This window comes from Cytophagaceae bacterium (assembly GCA_016722655.1).
Classification (GTDB): Bacteria; Bacteroidota; Bacteroidia; order Cytophagales; family Spirosomataceae; genus Leadbetterella.
Map to the genome: position 1 here is coordinate 614,482 of JADKIR010000005.1, position 17,069 is coordinate 631,550.

The window sequence follows — 17,069 nt, forward strand, 5'->3', positions numbered from 1 at the left end:
TTCACTTTTTAAACCTCATTATTCCCTCAGTTAGTTCAATAACGTCTTTTTTATCCTGCCGTTTGTAACCATTTCCTTCGGGATCAATATTATTGTCAAATCCTGTGGCCTGAGTAATTACTTTGCTTTCAATCTTATCCTTGATTCGGCCCAGGCCACCAAAAGCAGTTGCTGTAGCTTTTTCCTTCCAGTAAGTACCTTCCAGCTGGCTGTAAAATTTAAATTCCAGAAAACCATCTTTCCCAATTTTCAAGGTCAATACTTCGTCATTGTTTTTAGAGTCGCCCACGTGATACTCCATCCGGGGTGTTCTTGTTTCCTCTACATACCTAATGGCAGCAATTCCCTTAAATTTTCCAAAATCCTGAGCTCTTTTTATATTCTCTTTGGTATCTGGATTATTGGCGTTTACAATCAAATAATCTCCCTCTTCGGTGTTATCAGTCCCGTAAAAATTACCCACCCAAATTCTCAGCATTCGGTCAGGTTTGGTGGCATTTCCGGTAAAATAAGCATAGGCCCCAAACCTTATTTGCCGTGGCTGGGTGTTGTACTCTGTGCCATCGATTTTGACACTCATTGTATTTTGATTGGTACTTTGACCGGACGCAAAATTAAAAAATGAAAGAAATGCAATTAATGATAGTATATTTTTCATATTCCGGAATATTTAAATTGTTTAATTTCAAATACTTGCAAAAAAATATTTGACGAAATAAATATAGTATTCCAGATGGATTATAAAAGAAAAAATAGCAATATTTTATTTTATGAAAAATAACTTTTTGCTTTTATCACCCGGCCGTTCCCTGGTGCAGTTGTTACAGAGAAAACAAAACCGGGATTCACCGCATAAGATCCATATTGTCCTTTTTTATTCAAAGCGATAAACCCGACCTGAAAATCTCTAGCTTTTTTAGGATTGATTTTCACTAGCCTTTCTATGGCAAGCCTGCAAGCCATTTCCGGGCTTTTTCCCTGCCGCATAAATTCAACCACCATAGCAGCTCCGGCAATCCTAATAACTTCTTCCCCTTGTCCGGAGCCAGTGCAGGCACCTACTTCATTGTCAACATACAGTCCGGCACCGATTATTGGAGAATCGCCCACTCTACCCCGCATTTTGAAGCCCATTCCGGATGTGGTACAAGCCCCTGAAATATTGCCGGAATGATCCAGTGCCAGCAATGCCATGGTGTCATGATTAAAGTCCCCGTTTTCTAAAAACTGTGGAGCCGATGGCCCCTTTCCTTTGTCAAATGCTTTCTTTTGCTCCAATTCAATATTTTTTATCGGCTTGTATTCCGACTTCTTTAGCCAGTTTTCATAGGATTTTCTGGCATCTTCTGATAATTCATCCGTTTCAACTTTAAAACCTTTTTCGATAGCAAATTGGCGGGCTCCTTCACCTACCAACAATACATGTGGGGTATCTTCCATCACTTTTCTGGCAACGGAAATGGGGTGTTTTATATTCTCCATAAAAGCCACCCCACCGCAGTTCATGTGTTCGTCCATGATACATGCGTCAAGCGTAACCTTTCCTTCTCTGTCAGGATTTCCACCCAAACCCACACAGCAATTTATAGTATTCTCAATCTGATTGGCACCTTTCTCAACGGCATCAAGGGCTCTACCTTTTGGTTCTTTTAAAATGCTCATAGCTGCCTCATTTACAGGAATTCCACTATCCCAGGTCGAAATCACAATTGGCTTTTTGATAGCCGTTTGGCCAAATACATTTATCGTATTTAAAAATGGGATTGTCAGTAAACTCTTTTCTAAAAATTTCCTTCGGTTTGTCATTTATTTGATTCTTTAGTTTTTCCTATTTCTCTATTGTTTTTACCCATCGTATTTTTCAAGTCATCACCAAGCTCCACTCTTGCCTGATCGGCGAGGCTGTTGAGTTTTTCAATTACCTCCGGAAAATAAGCACTTACATCGTATCTCTCTCCAGGGTCACGTCTCAAATCGTATAATCCTGATTTATGACTAAAATTTTCATTTACTTTACCTGGCTGGCCATCTTTTCCAGGCTCAAAACCTTCATAAGTACGACCCGGATGATCAAAAACTAATTTCCAGTTCTGAAACCTAATCGCTTCAAGGCTATTTTTTCTATAATAATATAAAAACATTTCTCTCGGACTTTCCGTTTTGCCTTTCAAATAGCTCAAAAGGCTGATTCCGTCGATTTGTCTTACAGGCAAATGAACACCTGTTGCTTCGCAAATTGTTGGCAGAATGTCTATTCCGGATGCTAAACCATTCAATATTTTCCCTTCGGGCAATGAACCTTTCCATGCCATCATTGCCGGCACTTTTTGTCCGCCATCAAAAGTGGTCCCTTTACCTTCTCTCAATCCGCCTGCACTACCTGCATGATTTCCATAATTAAACCAGGGGCCATTGTCAGAAGTCACTATCACTAAAGTATTTTCAGAAAGGTTATTTTTTTGAAGAAAATCTCTGATTTGTCCAATACTCCAGTCCAATTCCATAATTACATCTCCGTACAATCCATGTTTTGATTTTCCAATAAATGCTTCAGAAGCAGCTAATGGCACATGTGGCATGGGATGAGCCAGATAAAGAAAAAAAGGTTTTCGTTTATTGGCTTTAATAAAATCTAAAGCCTTTTGGGTAAATGTTTTAGTAAACTGACTGAAATCCGGATTCCTCTCAATGATTTTTTCATTTTCGTAAAGGGGAAGTTCAGGATAATAATTTTTAGAGCTTGGATGCCCGGGCCACATATCATGTGAATACGGAATACCAAAGAACTGATCAAAACCATGTCGGGTCGGAAGAAATTGGTCCAAATGTCCCAAATGCCATTTCCCGATGGCAGCAGTAGCATAACCTTTGGTTTTAAGGGCCTCGGCTATGGTGGTTTCTTCAGGATTCAATCCGATTTTTGCAGTATGATCCAGTGCTCCACTGAAACCAATCCTATTGGGATAACAACCCGTTAGCAAGCCAGCCCTTGAAGCCGAGCAAACCGCCTGTGGGCTATAAAACTGACTAAAGAAAACTCCTTCATGAGCCAATTTGTCAAAATTGGGCGTTTGGTAATCGATTGCTCCTGTTACCGATATATCACCATAACCCATATCATCAAAATAAATCAAAACTACATTAGGAGGTATTTCGGGCTTAAAAGAAATCGCCAGAAACAATAAGGGTATATAAAGTAAACCCAGTTTTGAAATATTAAAATGTTTTTTACTCCTGATAAAAATCACTTTTTTAATCTGTAATATTTTTAAAATAATAGTAATTCCCTCAAATATTATAAAAAAAAATTCCCAAAAAAAAGATTTTCTGATAATTGTCAGAAAACAACAAAAAATAGTGAAAACATAGTTTTTTAGCTAAATTTGCAGTGTTTTTTTAACTAAAATATCTACGAAATTGAACTCAAAAGTTATTCTGATTATACTTGATGGTTGGGGTCTCCCCAAACCCGGCGAAGAATGGAGATCGGCGATTGATGCCGCAAATGTTCCTTATTTCAGACAATTAATGGCTACTTATCCAAATAGTACACTGGAAGCCTGTGGCAGAGCGGTTGGATTACCTAATGGCCAGATGGGTAACTCAGAAGTAGGTCATATGAATCTTGGTGCCGGAAGGGTGGTTTATCAGGAACTGGAAAAAATCAATGTTGCGATTGAGGAAGGAAAAATGGCACAAGAAAAAGTCCTTTTGGATGCACTGGAATATGCCAAAACCAATGACAAAGCATTTCATTTGATTGGCCTATGTTCTGATGGTGGGGTGCATTCCCATATTGAACATTTAAAAGGTCTTTGCCAAATTGCAGCTCAAAATGGCGTTAAGAAAGTATTTGTACATGCTTTTATGGATGGCCGGGATTGTGATCCTAAATCAGGAAAAGCTTTTGTGCAGGACTTGAGTAATACACTGGAACAAACCGGAGGTAAGATTGCTTCTCTTACGGGTCGTTATTTTGCTATGGATCGTGATAAAAGATGGGATCGGGTGAAACTTGCCTATGATGCCATGGTGAATGGTGTGGGGGAAATTTCGGTAGAAAAAAATCAAATCGCTGACACTATTCAAAAAAGTTATGACAATGGTGTAACCGATGAGTTTTTAAAGCCAATTATTGTAACAGAAAATGGCCATCCAGTAGGAAATATTCAGGAAGGCGACGCCGTGATGTGTTTTAACTTCAGGACTGATCGTGGCAGAGAAATTACCGAAGTATTGACTCAAAAAGACTTTCCTGAGCAAAACATGAAAGCCTTGGATTTGTATTATCTTACAATGACCAATTACGATGAGACTTTCAAAAACGTAAAAGTGATTTATGAGAAAGACAATCTGAACAATACGCTTGGGGAAGTGCTTGAAGCTGCCGGTAAAAAACAAATCAGATCGGCTGAAACTGAAAAATATCCTCATGTAACCTTCTTTTTCTCAGGTGGAAGAGAAGAGCCATTTGTAGGTGAAACACGCCTGCTTTCTCCTTCTCCTAAAGATGTAGCTACTTACGACCTAAAACCTGAGATGTCGGCGAGAGATTTAGCCAAAAACCTGGTTCCCGAGCTTAATAAAGGAGAAGTTGACTTTGTATGTCTTAATTTTGCCAATCCTGACATGGTGGGCCATACCGGAGTGTTTTCGGCAGTTGTTAAGGCTGTGGAAACTGTGGATGGTTGTTTGAAAGATGTAGTTGAAGCAGGAAAAGCCAATGGTTACACTTCAATAGTAATTGCTGATCATGGAAACTCAGATTACATGATTAATGATGATAAAACTGTAAATACTGCTCACTCGCTTAATCTGGTTCCGTTTATTGTAGTGGATGACGCTTACAAAGGGCAGCCAAAATCAGGAAAATTGGGTGATGTTGCCCCTACAATCCTGAAGATTATGGGTATCGGGATTCCGGCAGAAATGACCGGCAATATATTGATTTAAAAAAAATAAAATATTTCCTAAACTCCCTCAGAGATTCTCCGGGGGAGTTTTTTTTGCGATTTCGTTTACAAAATTGACAACTTTTATCAATTCAGCAGGCTTTTTTAATGACAAGTGGTTTTCCGAAGCATACTTTTTGGCCTCTTTGCTAAAAGGTTCGAAAATTTTAAAATTATTAGAAACAAGCTGCATCTTTTCTCTCCAATTGACATAGTATTCAGTCTTTTTCAAAAACTCACCTTCATACCCATCTCCACTGGCTTCATAACCTGTTCTGTCACCCGAAACTTTCGGATAAAACATACACTTATTTTGCCTGAAAAGCTCAAAATGGCCTTCAGTCAACTTTTCATAGTAAAAATCACCTGCACCGGCGTACTGTTTGTTGTATTTTCTAAAAACATGCTTTTCTATTTCAAACTCATAAGGTGCAATTTCCATCACATCGCGGTTGGCACCCAGAGAAACATATAATTTATTCTGAGCCAGATTATAACCTAGTAACCCGGCTGAAGATTTCCCGTTGGGTTCTAATAATACCGAACCCTTAAACCACCCATTCATAAAAAATGGCGTGCCTTTATAAATCAACTCTTTCAGATTTATCGTATTTAGCCTTAGATTATTCTCTTTAAAATAACTGATTAAAATGGTGTCCCCCTCAGAATTGACATCTATTTTACTATCAGAAGAAGAAAATTTGAGGTTTTGTACAAAATATTCCTTGGGTGGTTCCTGAGCTTGACAATTTATCAAATATGCTAAGGATAAAAATAAAATAATACTTTTCATGAGCTTATAATATTAAAATAAATACCTGAAATTCAATCAATTAATATCAAATTTAACTATTAACCCTAAATTTGCAAGAAATTCATATAAAATTTTCAAAATGATAAAAAAAAACAGGAAATACCTGCTTAAGATACTTCCTGTTATTTTGACAAAAATAATTTTAGATTGAAAGCTAATTCACAAAAGCCTTATTTCCATTGAAATTAATTGGCATTCAACATCACTGGGGCATTTTTTCCCATAATTATTATTTTTGCATTTGGCGATGCCGCCAAATCTTTCTGGGCTTTTATTTGCTCATATTGCAATTGTTTGTCAGTAAGTGTGGAAGTTATAATACGCTGATAATCAGCAATACCTTGTGCTTCAACTCTTTTCCTTTCTGCTTCCTGTTTTTCTTTTTGCAATACAAACTGCATTTTTTGGGCATCCTGCTCGGCATTGATTTTTGATTCTATGGTCTTTTTAACCGATTCTGGCAGGGTAATATTTCTTACCAATAATTGCTCTAAAACAAGACCTCTGGTTTTAAAATCTTTTTCAATGGCCCCAAAAATCCTTGTCTGAAATTCATCCCTTTTCAAGGAATATAAACTTACCGCCTCATAATTGGCTGAAATATCCCGAATTCTGGTTCTTGAAAGTGGTCTGACAATCACATCTACATAATCAAGGCCAATTCCCCTTACAATATTTGGAGCTTTTTCAGGCAAAATCCGGAAAAGTACCGTAAGGTCAATGGTTACTTCCAACCCATCTGCAGACAATACTTTGATGGCATCGTCACCAGATTTCGAACCCTCATCATGAACACCAGACATGGTATAATTTTGGGTCTTAATGTCCATTTCTTTCACATCTACCAATGGATTTACAATGTTCAATCCACTCGGAAGAGTTTCTTGTTTTACTTTACCAAAAAGTGACTGAACCCCAACTTTCCCGGCGTCAATCTGAACAACCATGGTGGACAATAATCCCAATGCAGCCAAAACAAATCCACCGATTTTAATGCCACCTGAAAATCTTGAAAGTGGGTTATTAAGTTTAGATAAATTGAAGGCTGCAAGCAAGGCAAGCACACCAATAATAATTAGTAACATTTTTTGTTTATTTTTTCTGCTAATTTACTGTAAATCATTGGAGTTTGTTATGATTTTTTATAAAAGGTCAGAATTGATAATAATTAATATTTTTTTTTATTTTGATAAATATTTAGGTCCAAAATTGGCTTATAAAAAAAATAAAAAAACTATATTTAAGCCATATAATTATTCAAACTAAAATGAAAAAAATCGGTTTTATTTTTCTCCTTTTAATATACAGTTCAGTAGGTTTTTCACAATCTTTTTACCCGTATCAGGGCATTTCTTTTAACAAAGTAAAGCTAAACGACAATTTTTGGCTGCCAAAAATTGAAATCAACCGAACGGTAACTATACCCTGGTCATTTGAACAATGCAAAACCACCGGCAGAATCAAAAATTTTGAACAAGCTGCTGCCAGAACCGGTAAGTTTTGCGGAGTTTATGTTTTTGACGACACCGACGTTTACAAAACCATAGAAGGAGCAGCCTACTCTCTGCAGGTCAAATACGATTTTAAATTAGATTCCTATGTTGACTCGCTCATCAATTTAATCGCTGCTGCTCAGGAGCCCGATGGATACCTTTATACTGTAAGAACTATGGGAGATAAGCATAATTGGATCGGAAAAGAACGTTATGAAAAAGAGCATGAACATAGTCATGAGCTTTATAATGCCGGGCATTTTTATGAAGCCGCAACCGCACATTATTGGGCCACAGGTAAAAAAAATATGCTTAATCTTGCTGTAAAAAATGCAGATCACCTGCTTACTGTCTTTGGGCCTGACAAAAAATCAGTAGCACCGGGACATCAGGTGATTGAAATGGGTTTGGTAAAAATGTATCTGGCTACCGGGAAAAAAGAATATCTCGATTTGTCACAATTTTTTATTGAAGCCAGAGGTAAAAGAATCTATCCAAAATCTCCAGGTACCGCCGGAGCGACTGTCTGGGAAACAGGCGAATACTGGCAGGACCACAAACCGGCAACTGAGCAAACCGAAGCCATAGGCCACTCAGTAAGAGCCACTTATCTATATGCCGGCATGGCAGATGTTGCTGCGTTAACCCAAAATCAAAAATATATCGATGCCATAAATAAAATATGGGGAAATGCTGCGGGAAAGAAAACCTATATTACCGGTGGAATCGGTGCATCGGGAGGTTGGGAAGGTTTTGGTCAGGATTATGATCTACCCAACGAAGATGCATATTGTGAAACTTGTGCCGGCATAGGAAATGTCTATTGGAACCACAGGATGTTTATGCTTACCGGAGAAGCTAAATACATGGATATGGTCGAAAGAACGCTATTCAATGGTATTTTGGGAGGTATTGGTTTGGACGGAAAAAGTTTTTACTATGCCAATCCAATGGAATATAGATTTTCGCATGGCGAACTCGGGGGCGAAAACAAACGCTCACCCTGGTTTACCTGTTCATGTTGTCCGACCAATATTTGCCGGTTTATGCCATCAATTCCCGGATACATTTATGCAAAAAAAGACAATCAACTAATTGTAAATCTGTACATTGGAAGTGAAACTGAAATCGAAATTAATCCAAAAGAAAAACTAATGGTAAAACAAACCTCCAATATGCCCTGGGATGGAAAAATTAAGTTTGAAGTCAATTCGACCAATAAAAAAGGAACAACCTACACATTGAAATTCAGGATTCCGGGTTGGGCAAATGGCAATGTTTTCCCTACTGATTTATATGGTGCCAATGTGGTTGCAGAAATTGGAGAAATATTAAAAATCAATGGAGTGACAGTTTCAAGTCCAGATTTAAAAATAGTAAATGGTTACATTATTTTGGAAAAGGTTTGGAAAAAAGGTGACCTGGTAGAGATAAATTTCCCGATGGACACTTATCAGATATTTTCAAATCCTAAAATAGTTGCAAATAAAAATTTACTGTCAGTTCAAAGAGGTCCGGTATTGTATTGTGCCGAATTTGCCGACAATAATGGCAAAACATCAAATATTATGATTCCTGAATTCTCGAAATTTAATTATACCTATCAACCCGAGATATTACAAGGTGTTGGAACCTTGACTACCGAAGGGAAAATAGTGGATGTAAGTGAAACAGAAATAAAAACTGAAACTAAAAATATAAAACTCATACCATATTATGCTCGTTCAAACCGTGGGGTAGGTGAAATGAAACTTTGGTTCCCAACGAAATTTTCCAATATAAAAATAGAATCATACTAATTTAGTTCAAAACCTGACGAAATTCTTTCTAGAAACCTAAGTTAACTCATAAAATACAATTGGATATTTAAGCTATTTTTGAATCAAAATTAATTCGCAGCATATGTTTAGTTATTGGGAGAAAGATTTATTTAAGCCAAACTACGATTATATAGTAGTAGGTTCAGGGTTTGCCGGCTTGTGGTTGGCTTATTTTTTAAAGAAGAAAAGACCGGGTGCTCAGATAGCCATTCTGGAAAGAGGAACATTGCCGCAGGGAGCCAGCACAAAAAACGCAGGATTTTCGTGTTTTGGATCTCCATCTGAACTTTTGGCAAATGTGGATAATATAGGTTGGCAAACTACGCTCGAGTTGACAGAAAACCGTTTTCAAGGTATCCAGATAATCAAAACTTTCTTCGGTAATACTATAGATTATAATCCTTGCGGTGCAAGTGAATTGTTTTTGGATGAAGAAAAATTTGAGGCTGCACATTCCAAAATGGAAGAACTGAATCAAAATATTGCTGAAAATGTAAAATCATATTATCATTTTTATCTGGACAAAAATATTATTCAGAATAGTGGATTTGAAGGATTCAAATACGCAATTAGCAACAATCAGGAGGCTTCTATTCATCCCGGAAAATTATTTTACAGCCTGTATAAAACATTGATTTCAATGGATGTAAAAATATTTTTTGGCACTAAAGTTACTGGTTATAATGCTGACGATGTTCAGGTTAAAGTTCAAACCGAGAATTTAGGCGAATTTACCACTAACCATTTAAGTATCAATACAAATGCATTCACCGGTGATTTATTGCCGGAATATAAAATCAAACCAGGCAGGGGTCAGGTACTTATCACAAAACCGATAGAAGGTCTTAAATTTGACCGCACTTTCCATTTTGACAAAGGGTTTTATTATTTCAAAAACGTGGGAGACAGAGTGCTACTGGGAGGTGGAAGAAATATTGACCTCGAAGGTGAATCTACTCTGGATTTTGCAACTTCCGAAATCATAATTGATAATTTAAAAACTATCCTGAAAGAGAAAATTTTACCTGGTCAAAAATTTGAGATTGAAGACACATGGAGTGGAATAATGGCATTCAATGAGTCTAAAACGCCTATTTCTCAAATTCTGAAACCTAATCTTTCGGCCAACGTTTGTATGAATGGAATGGGTGTAGCTTTGGCTCCCACCCTATCAAAAAAATTAGCCGAAGAACTTACATCCAACGGCTAATTTCTGAAAAAGAACAAATTAAAAATCAAACTTTATACCTTGTGCTAATGGCAAACTATCACCATAATTGATGGTGTTGGTTTGCCTACGCATATAGGCCTTCCAGGCATCAGAGCCACTTTCACGACCACCACCGGTTTCTTTTTCTCCTCCAAATGCACCTCCGATTTCTGCTCCTGAAGTTCCGATGTTAACATTGGCGATACCACAATCTGAGCCTTCCACACTCAAAAATCTCTCCGCTTCTTTCATGGAATTGGTAAATATAGCTGAAGACAAACCCTGTGGAACCTCATTTTGAAGCCTAATAGCCTCTTCAAGTGTTTCATAACCAATAACATACAAAATGGGTGCAAATGTCTCAGTGCAAACCACCAAAATCTGTCTTTCCACCTCTATAATGGTTGGCTCTACATAGCATTCACTCAAGTCAGGTAAAAGATTTCCACCGTAAACCACATTTCCTCCATCCATTTTGGCAGTTTCTATCGCAGTTTTGTAAATTTCGACTGCATTTTTATCTATCAACGGCCCCACATGATTGGCTGAATCCAAAGGATCACCTATTTTCAACTGAGCATAGGCAGATTTCAAGGTACTAACTACTTTATCTTTGATACTCTTGTGAACTATTAACCTGCGAGTAGTGGTGCACCTTTGACCTGCGGTACCTACCGCTCCAAACACAACGCCTGGAATAACTAATTTCAAATCGGCTGATTCTGTTATGATTATGGCATTATTTCCACCCAGTTCCAACAGATATTTACCCATTCTTGCAGCCACATTTTGTCCTACCGATTTCCCCATTCGGGTACTTCCTGTGGCAGAAACTAATGCTATACGGTGATCTTTAGCCATTGCCTCTCCTATTGCAGCATCACCAATCACCAGTCCGGAAAGACCTTCCGGCAAATTATTCTCCTTCAAAACTGATAAAATAATATTCTGACAGGCCAAAGCCGAGAGTGGCGTTTTCTCAGAAGGTTTCCAAACACAGGTATTACCGCAAACCCAGGCAATCATTGTATTCCAACTCCAAACCGCTACAGGAAAATTAAAAGAACTGATGATTCCAACCACACCTAGTGGATGCCACTGTTCATACATGCGATGTGAGGGACGCTCTGAGTGCATCGTTAAGCCATACAATTGCCTTGAAAGCCCTACCGCAAAATCACAGATGTCAATGATTTCCTGTACTTCACCCAACCCTTCCTGCAGGCTTTTTCCCATTTCATAGCTCACCAGTCTTCCTAAATCTTGTTTATGTTTTCGGAAAGCTTCACCCATTTGTCTCACCATTTCACCTCTTTTGGGGGCTGGAATTATTCTCCAGGCTTGAAAAGCTTCCTGAGCTTTTGAAACTACCACATTATAGTCATCAAAAGTACCTGAACCAATACTCCCTATCAAAGAGCCATTTGTAGGTGAAAAAGACTCGATAATTGGCCCGGAACCCTGCCAATATTGTGAGCCTGTAGAAATTCCGGGATTAGATTCCTTTATTCCAAGATTGAAAAGTGTTTCTTTCATTTAAATAATTTTACCCGAAAGTGAGAATTAATAATCCATTTCAGGAATTTGGTTTATTGATGATATCATTTTTACAAATCTAAAACTTTTGCTTTCGATGCCCACATTTTTATTGTAAAAAATTTGACAAAAAGATTTCTGAAATTTACATTTACAGTAAACCAACTAATTTTTAAAATGAAATCCCGAGTTCCACTAATTCTTTTGATAATAATTTTATCGTCATTTACCCTCTCAATTAACAACTGGGGATTTTATACCCACCCGATTATCAACAGGTTAGCTGTTTATAGTCTGCCGCCGGAAATGTTTGGCTTCTTTAAAACTAATATCGATTACATTACTGAAAATGCCGTAAATCCTGACCAAAGGAGATATGCGGTTGTGGGTGAGGCAGAAAGGCATTTCATTGACCTCGATGATTATCCGGATTCAGTTCAATACAATTTACAAAAAATGACATGGAAAGCTGCTGTCGAAAGATATTCGGAAGATACACTGATGGCTCACGGTATAGTTCCCTGGCAGATACAGCGAATGAAATTTCAATTAACTGAAGCTTTTGCAAAAAAAGAAATTAAACAAATCTTAAGAATTTCCACAGATTTGGGTCATTATATTGCGGATTCTAATGTTCCGCTTCATACCACAGCAAATTACAATGGCCAACTTACCAATCAATATGGTATCCATGCTTTTTGGGAGTCACGCCTGCCCGAACTTTTTAGTCAAGAATATGATTTGTTTATAGGTAAAGCTGAGTATGAATCCAATATCATGAAAAGATCCTGGAAAGGCGTCTTGGAAGCTCATGCCGGATTGGATTCGGTGTTAAAATTTGAAAAAATGCTTACAAGCAAATTCCAGGAAGATAAAAAATTTACTATCGAAGAAAGAAATAACCTCACAATTAAAACCTATTCAAGAGAATTTTCTTCAGAATACCATAAAATGCTTGACAATCAGGTAGAAAGACGGCTAAAAGCTTCTGTGAAAATGATTGCAGATGTGTGGTACACCGCCTGGATTGATGCCGGACAACCTGAGATAAATTCGCTTGGGAAGTTTCAAGCCGACCCGCAAGAAGAAAAAGAAATAATGAAAGCGTGGTTGCAGCGTTTGTTAAATGTCAGAAAAGAAGCTGACGACAATTAAAGTATGAAGTTTTGGTTTTTTCTCTTTATTTCTCACTTTTCGGTGGCTCAAATTATATTCAGGGTTGACACAAAAAATCCGGAAATTAAATTTGAGAACTTTACCATTTCATCTATCGAAATGACAAAATCTGGACAAAATAAAAGCTTTGGGGAAATATTTAATACTGATGGGAGAAAAGTCCAGGTCGGATTTGAAAGGTCTGTTCCTGAAACGATCTTTAAATATTATTCGAAATACAACCTGGGATCACAACCTAAGGTGAAGATTTTATTCAAAATAAAAAATCTGGAATTGACCGAAAAGAAATCAGGAAATAATATCGAAGGAAGGATTAATTATGAAATCGAGGCTTACAGTGTGTTACAAAACGATACCACAAGGCTGTGCAGAGCAAACAATAAAGGCCAATATTCCAGATCTTTGAGTGGGAAAAATATTGAAAATGTGCAGAATCAGGTTAAAATTGCGATAGACGGAGGCTTATCTTATGTTGTAAATTATATCAAAAATTTTGGAAGCCAATTAGAAGCATTTGCAACGGACTCTGAAGTTAAGATTTTTCCTTTTTTTTCAAAAAGTTCTGCCGATACGGTATATTATCAACAAAGAAAAGTGGGTTGGAATGATTTCCTGGGGCCAATCAGAGATAAATCAGGTTACGGAGCAGCCATTTTTACCAGTTTTGGTTATGATTCTAAAATTTTCGTAGAAAACCACAAAATAATAGTTGAGATTAGACCCAGTGTTTTCACCGACAAAAATATGTCATGGGCTAAACCTGAAATTAAAAATGACAAAGGACTCAGACATGAGCAATTGCATTTTGACATCAGCTATCTCAATTCATTGCTTTTTTTGCAAAAAATAAAATCCTTTAAGGCTGAAACCAGAGATGATCTCATTTCAATGATAAAATATGAATATCTGGAGTTTTACAGAAGTACCCACAAAATGCAGGAAAAATATGACGAAGAATCTGACCACAGTTTGAATACTTTTCAACAAAAACAATGGGAATCAAAGGTTGCCTACCAAATTAAATCCATAGATTTGAAAACTATTTTCAATCATTAAAAGGTGGACATGTTATTACAATCTGCGGTAGCGGTTTTATATTTTTTAAACAAAGTTTTATTGAGTTTAGGCAAAAAATCTGGTTGGCAAATCGGCCTTTTAGCTTCAATTTTAGCGATTTTTTATTTTTACAGCCTCGGAAGTATGCTGCTTGTAGGATTGGAAATAAGCTTTCTTTCAATTCTATTGTTTGGATTGTTTACCCATCAAAAAGAATTAAAACATCAGGAGATTTTATATGGAATCATGATTTTTGTAATGATTCTTCTCTTTTTCATTTTCAAAGAATCCTCCTGGCTTGAGTTTACAATTTCATTATTATTTATTATGGCCATATTTGGTCTGGCCCACAGATGGCTTGTTAGTGGTTGGATATTAATGCTTTGCGGTCATTTACTGATGGGTTATTTTACCTTTAACAAGGGCGAAACCATATTTGCAAGTATGCAGTTTATATCTGGATTTGTAGCATTATTTGCGATTTTCAGAATCTATACCAGTGGCTCAAAACTGTAGCCTTTCTCCGAAAAATATTCCAGATATCGCGGCAAAACATAACTTAGATTTTTCCATGCCTTCTCTGAATCATGGAAAAGAACGATTGAACCATTTTCAGTTTTCTTAATGGCATTTTTCAAACACTTTTCAGCATCAAAGTCTGAATCATAATCTCTGGTTAGTACCGACCACATTATTATTTTATGTGTTTTCAAAATTTCTTCGGCCTGCTTTTTCTTTATCCTGCCGTATGGGGGCCGGAATAAACCACTTTTCGAAAATTTTTCAATCTCCAACTGGCATTCTAAAAAATTATCAATGTATTGCTTATTCTCCGTATTCCAGCCTTTCAAATGATTGAAGGTGTGGTTGCCTGCATAGTGGCCTTCATTAATAAGCTTTTGAAAAACTTCCGGGTGCTTTTTAATGTTTTCGCCCACACAAAAAAATGTAGCCGAGGCATTGTACTTCTTAAGCTGATCCAACACAAAATCAGTGTAATAAGGCACCGGGCCATCATCAAACGTCAGATAAATGACTTTTTCATCTCTATCAACTTTCCAAAGATATTTGGGGAATATTGTATTTAGTAATTTCGAAATTGCCATATTTAATTTATGAAAGTTCGCGACTTTTCCAGGAGTATTTTTTATTAGAAAAAAATGATTTTATCCCAAAAAACACAACGTAAAACGGATAAATGAATTGAACCAGCGGAATAATAATTATTGAACTAATCTTTTTGAATTTTGTCAAAATTATTACCAAAAATATGAATTCAAAAATGGCTCTTGCAATTAACCAAAACCAAAAACCACTCATTAACAAATATATACTACCAAGGTTAAGAACAAAAACATAAATCGCCAATATTTTGGGAACCAGTGATTTATAAAAACTCCATTTACTTGCCCAGCGGATTCTTTGGTTAAAAAATTGGGTTAAATTTTTGGAATCATTTGTTAACACCAAAGATTTAATTCCTCCCGAAAACCTAATACTACCCGGATATTTTTGGGCAATTTTATGCATCAAAAATTCGTCATCACCAGAGGCCAGATGCTCGTTTCCATCGTAACCTTTTACTTCAAAAAATACCACTTTTCGATAAGCAATATTTGCACCACTACACATATTTGGGCTTCCGACAAATATTGAACTTCCACCAACACCAACCAGAGATGCAAACTCAACTATTTGAATTTTATTCCATAATTTCCTAAATAACCTCGATTTTACATCAAAAAAACTCACCGGCCCCGAAATAAACATAACTTCTTTATTATCAAATACTTTCTGATATTCTGAAAGTAGTTCATTGGGAAGTTCACAGTCACCATCGGTGCAAAAAACGAGCTCATTATGAGAGTAGTTAATGGCTTTGGTTATTGCATTTTTTTTGGGTGACTTTCCCCTTTCATCTGGGTTTAAATCTAAAATACGCCAGTTAAGTTTTGAATTTTCAAAAAATTGCAATGCTTTGCTTTTGGTATCATCATCTGACTGGTCGTCCACTAGAATCACCTCAAATTTCTCAGACCCTAAGCTTTGATTTTCCAGACTTTTTAATAACCTGGAAATGTTCTCTGATTCATTTCTAACCGGAATAATCACTGAAAACTTGCTTCCCTCCTGACTAGTTCCAACATCATTTGGCTTAACAAAAAACAGCCAAATAAATATTCCTATGAACAAGAAAATGAAATAAATTATAAATATTAGGGATATCATTGGGCTCATCTTTTGAAAAATCGGGGATTAATGATTACGAATAAAACAGGCAGAAAGATATTTAAAAACCATACTAAAAAAGTGGCCACCAAAATTGAGGTAGGATCATAATTATAATATCCAAAAAAGTTGATTCCCACCAATTCTCTAATGCTCAAATCGCCCAAAATATTTAGTCCGCCACCAACTGTTTTTAACAAAAAGATAAAATTGATGCCAATAAAAGCCAAATCGAAAGGTATTTGTAATCCAAAAGCTAAAAGAACCAGGTAGAATTGAAGAAAAAATACAAGATTTCTTAAAACTGAAAAAACTAAAATTTTAATCCTCAAAACATTTTCAATATCAAGTTCGGTTACGGTACGTAAAGTAAACTTTTTTAGAAAACTTATCTTTTTTACAAAATCCCAGGAGATATTAAGTTTTAGAATAAAAAACAAACCCAAAATTGTGGCAAGACTCATCACGATTAATATTACAAGTAGCCATTTTTTGTAGGGGACTTCATATCCAAAATACCAAATGCATAGAGCACAAGTACCTAAAAATATGGCTATTAAAGACTGAGCCATGGAATTAAAAAAATTGGAAGCGACGGCCAAAGAGCGGTTTCTCACCTTAAATCCAAGGCTTCTACCCAAAAAATCACCTATCATAAAAGGAGTGAATATTCCGGCCATCAATCCATGTAAAATATCACCCAGGGCTTGTTTAGTAGTTCTTTTTTCGAATGAAATTGTCAAAAGCTGCCATTTTTTCAATTCCAAACCATAGTTAACAACC

At 36.6% G+C, this 17,069-nt stretch carries 15 protein-coding genes; 6 read left to right on the top strand and 9 right to left on the bottom strand.

Going from position 1 to position 17,069, the window contains the following annotated elements; all coding sequences use genetic code 11:
- Window position 1: 1 nt before the first annotated feature.
- The 3 genes from IPP61_18595 to IPP61_18605 all read right to left on the bottom strand — a co-directional run bounded on the left by IPP61_18595 (window position 2) and on the right by IPP61_18605 (window position 3,170).
- Entirely contained in the window at window positions 2-658 is a 657-nt protein-coding gene (locus tag IPP61_18595) for a hypothetical protein (protein ID MBL0327141.1), read from the bottom strand.
- A 110-nt stretch (window positions 659-768) separates the two neighbouring features.
- A complete protein-coding gene (locus IPP61_18600) occupies window positions 769-1,806 on the bottom strand; it encodes a N(4)-(beta-N-acetylglucosaminyl)-L-asparaginase (GenBank protein ID MBL0327142.1) in 1,038 nt (345 codons plus the stop codon).
- On the bottom strand, window positions 1,803-3,170 hold the full coding sequence (locus IPP61_18605) for a sulfatase (protein MBL0327143.1): 1,368 nt from the start codon (window positions 3,168-3,170) through the stop codon (window positions 1,803-1,805). The genes IPP61_18600 and IPP61_18605 overlap by 4 nt, the downstream gene beginning before the upstream one ends.
- A gap of 247 nt (window positions 3,171-3,417) precedes the next feature.
- Here IPP61_18605 and IPP61_18610 point away from each other — a divergent pair, with 247 nt between their 5' ends.
- Complete coding sequence (locus IPP61_18610) at window positions 3,418-4,953, top strand: 2,3-bisphosphoglycerate-independent phosphoglycerate mutase (protein MBL0327144.1); 1,536 nt, start codon at window positions 3,418-3,420, stop codon at window positions 4,951-4,953.
- A gap of 27 nt (window positions 4,954-4,980) precedes the next feature.
- Here the strand turns inward: IPP61_18610 and IPP61_18615 are convergent, their stop codons facing one another.
- Together IPP61_18615 and IPP61_18620 are read right to left on the bottom strand one after the other, a co-directional pair.
- Window positions 4,981-5,745 (bottom strand): hypothetical protein, encoded by a 765-nt coding sequence (locus tag IPP61_18615; GenBank protein ID MBL0327145.1) that lies wholly within the window; start codon window positions 5,743-5,745, stop codon window positions 4,981-4,983.
- A gap of 206 nt (window positions 5,746-5,951) precedes the next feature.
- Entirely contained in the window at window positions 5,952-6,851 is a 900-nt protein-coding gene (locus tag IPP61_18620; GenBank protein ID MBL0327146.1) for a prohibitin family protein, read from the bottom strand.
- A gap of 182 nt (window positions 6,852-7,033) precedes the next feature.
- Between IPP61_18620 and IPP61_18625 the strand changes: the two genes are divergently transcribed.
- Both IPP61_18625 and IPP61_18630 read left to right on the top strand, forming a co-directional pair.
- The gene (locus IPP61_18625; protein MBL0327147.1) at window positions 7,034-9,058 is read left to right on the top strand and encodes a glycoside hydrolase family 127 protein; all 2,025 of its coding nucleotides are present in this window, start codon (window positions 7,034-7,036) and stop codon (window positions 9,056-9,058) included.
- Between the two features lie 103 nt (window positions 9,059-9,161).
- The gene (locus IPP61_18630) at window positions 9,162-10,289 is read left to right on the top strand and encodes an FAD-binding oxidoreductase (protein MBL0327148.1); all 1,128 of its coding nucleotides are present in this window, start codon (window positions 9,162-9,164) and stop codon (window positions 10,287-10,289) included.
- 18 nt (window positions 10,290-10,307) lie between these two features.
- Here the strand turns inward: IPP61_18630 and IPP61_18635 are convergent, their stop codons facing one another.
- A complete protein-coding gene (locus tag IPP61_18635; protein ID MBL0327149.1) occupies window positions 10,308-11,825 on the bottom strand; it encodes an aldehyde dehydrogenase family protein in 1,518 nt (505 codons plus the stop codon).
- A gap of 177 nt (window positions 11,826-12,002) precedes the next feature.
- On the opposite strand from IPP61_18635, the gene IPP61_18640 reads away from it, so the two are divergent.
- From IPP61_18640 to IPP61_18650, 3 genes are all read left to right on the top strand, one after another.
- Window positions 12,003-12,980 (top strand): hypothetical protein, encoded by a 978-nt coding sequence (locus IPP61_18640; GenBank protein MBL0327150.1) that lies wholly within the window; start codon window positions 12,003-12,005, stop codon window positions 12,978-12,980.
- A gap of 120 nt (window positions 12,981-13,100) precedes the next feature.
- Complete coding sequence (locus IPP61_18645) at window positions 13,101-14,057, top strand: hypothetical protein (protein MBL0327151.1); 957 nt, start codon at window positions 13,101-13,103, stop codon at window positions 14,055-14,057.
- Window positions 14,058-14,066: 9 nt separating this feature from the next.
- Window positions 14,067-14,573, top strand: coding sequence for a hypothetical protein (locus IPP61_18650; GenBank protein MBL0327152.1), 507 nt, complete (start codon window positions 14,067-14,069; stop codon window positions 14,571-14,573).
- On the opposite strand, the gene IPP61_18655 is transcribed toward IPP61_18650, so the two are convergent.
- The 3 genes from IPP61_18655 to IPP61_18665 are packed head-to-tail and all read right to left on the bottom strand — an operon-like array spanning window position 14,549 to window position 17,029.
- The gene (locus tag IPP61_18655; protein MBL0327153.1) at window positions 14,549-15,163 is read right to left on the bottom strand and encodes a polysaccharide deacetylase family protein; all 615 of its coding nucleotides are present in this window, start codon (window positions 15,161-15,163) and stop codon (window positions 14,549-14,551) included. The genes IPP61_18650 and IPP61_18655 overlap by 25 nt on opposite strands.
- A 7-nt stretch (window positions 15,164-15,170) precedes the next feature.
- Entirely contained in the window at window positions 15,171-16,286 is a 1,116-nt protein-coding gene (locus tag IPP61_18660; protein MBL0327154.1) for a glycosyltransferase, read from the bottom strand.
- 5 nt (window positions 16,287-16,291) lie between these two features.
- On the bottom strand, window positions 16,292-17,029 hold the full coding sequence (locus tag IPP61_18665; GenBank protein MBL0327155.1) for a flippase-like domain-containing protein: 738 nt from the start codon (window positions 17,027-17,029) through the stop codon (window positions 16,292-16,294).
- Window positions 17,030-17,069 lie beyond the last annotated feature (40 nt).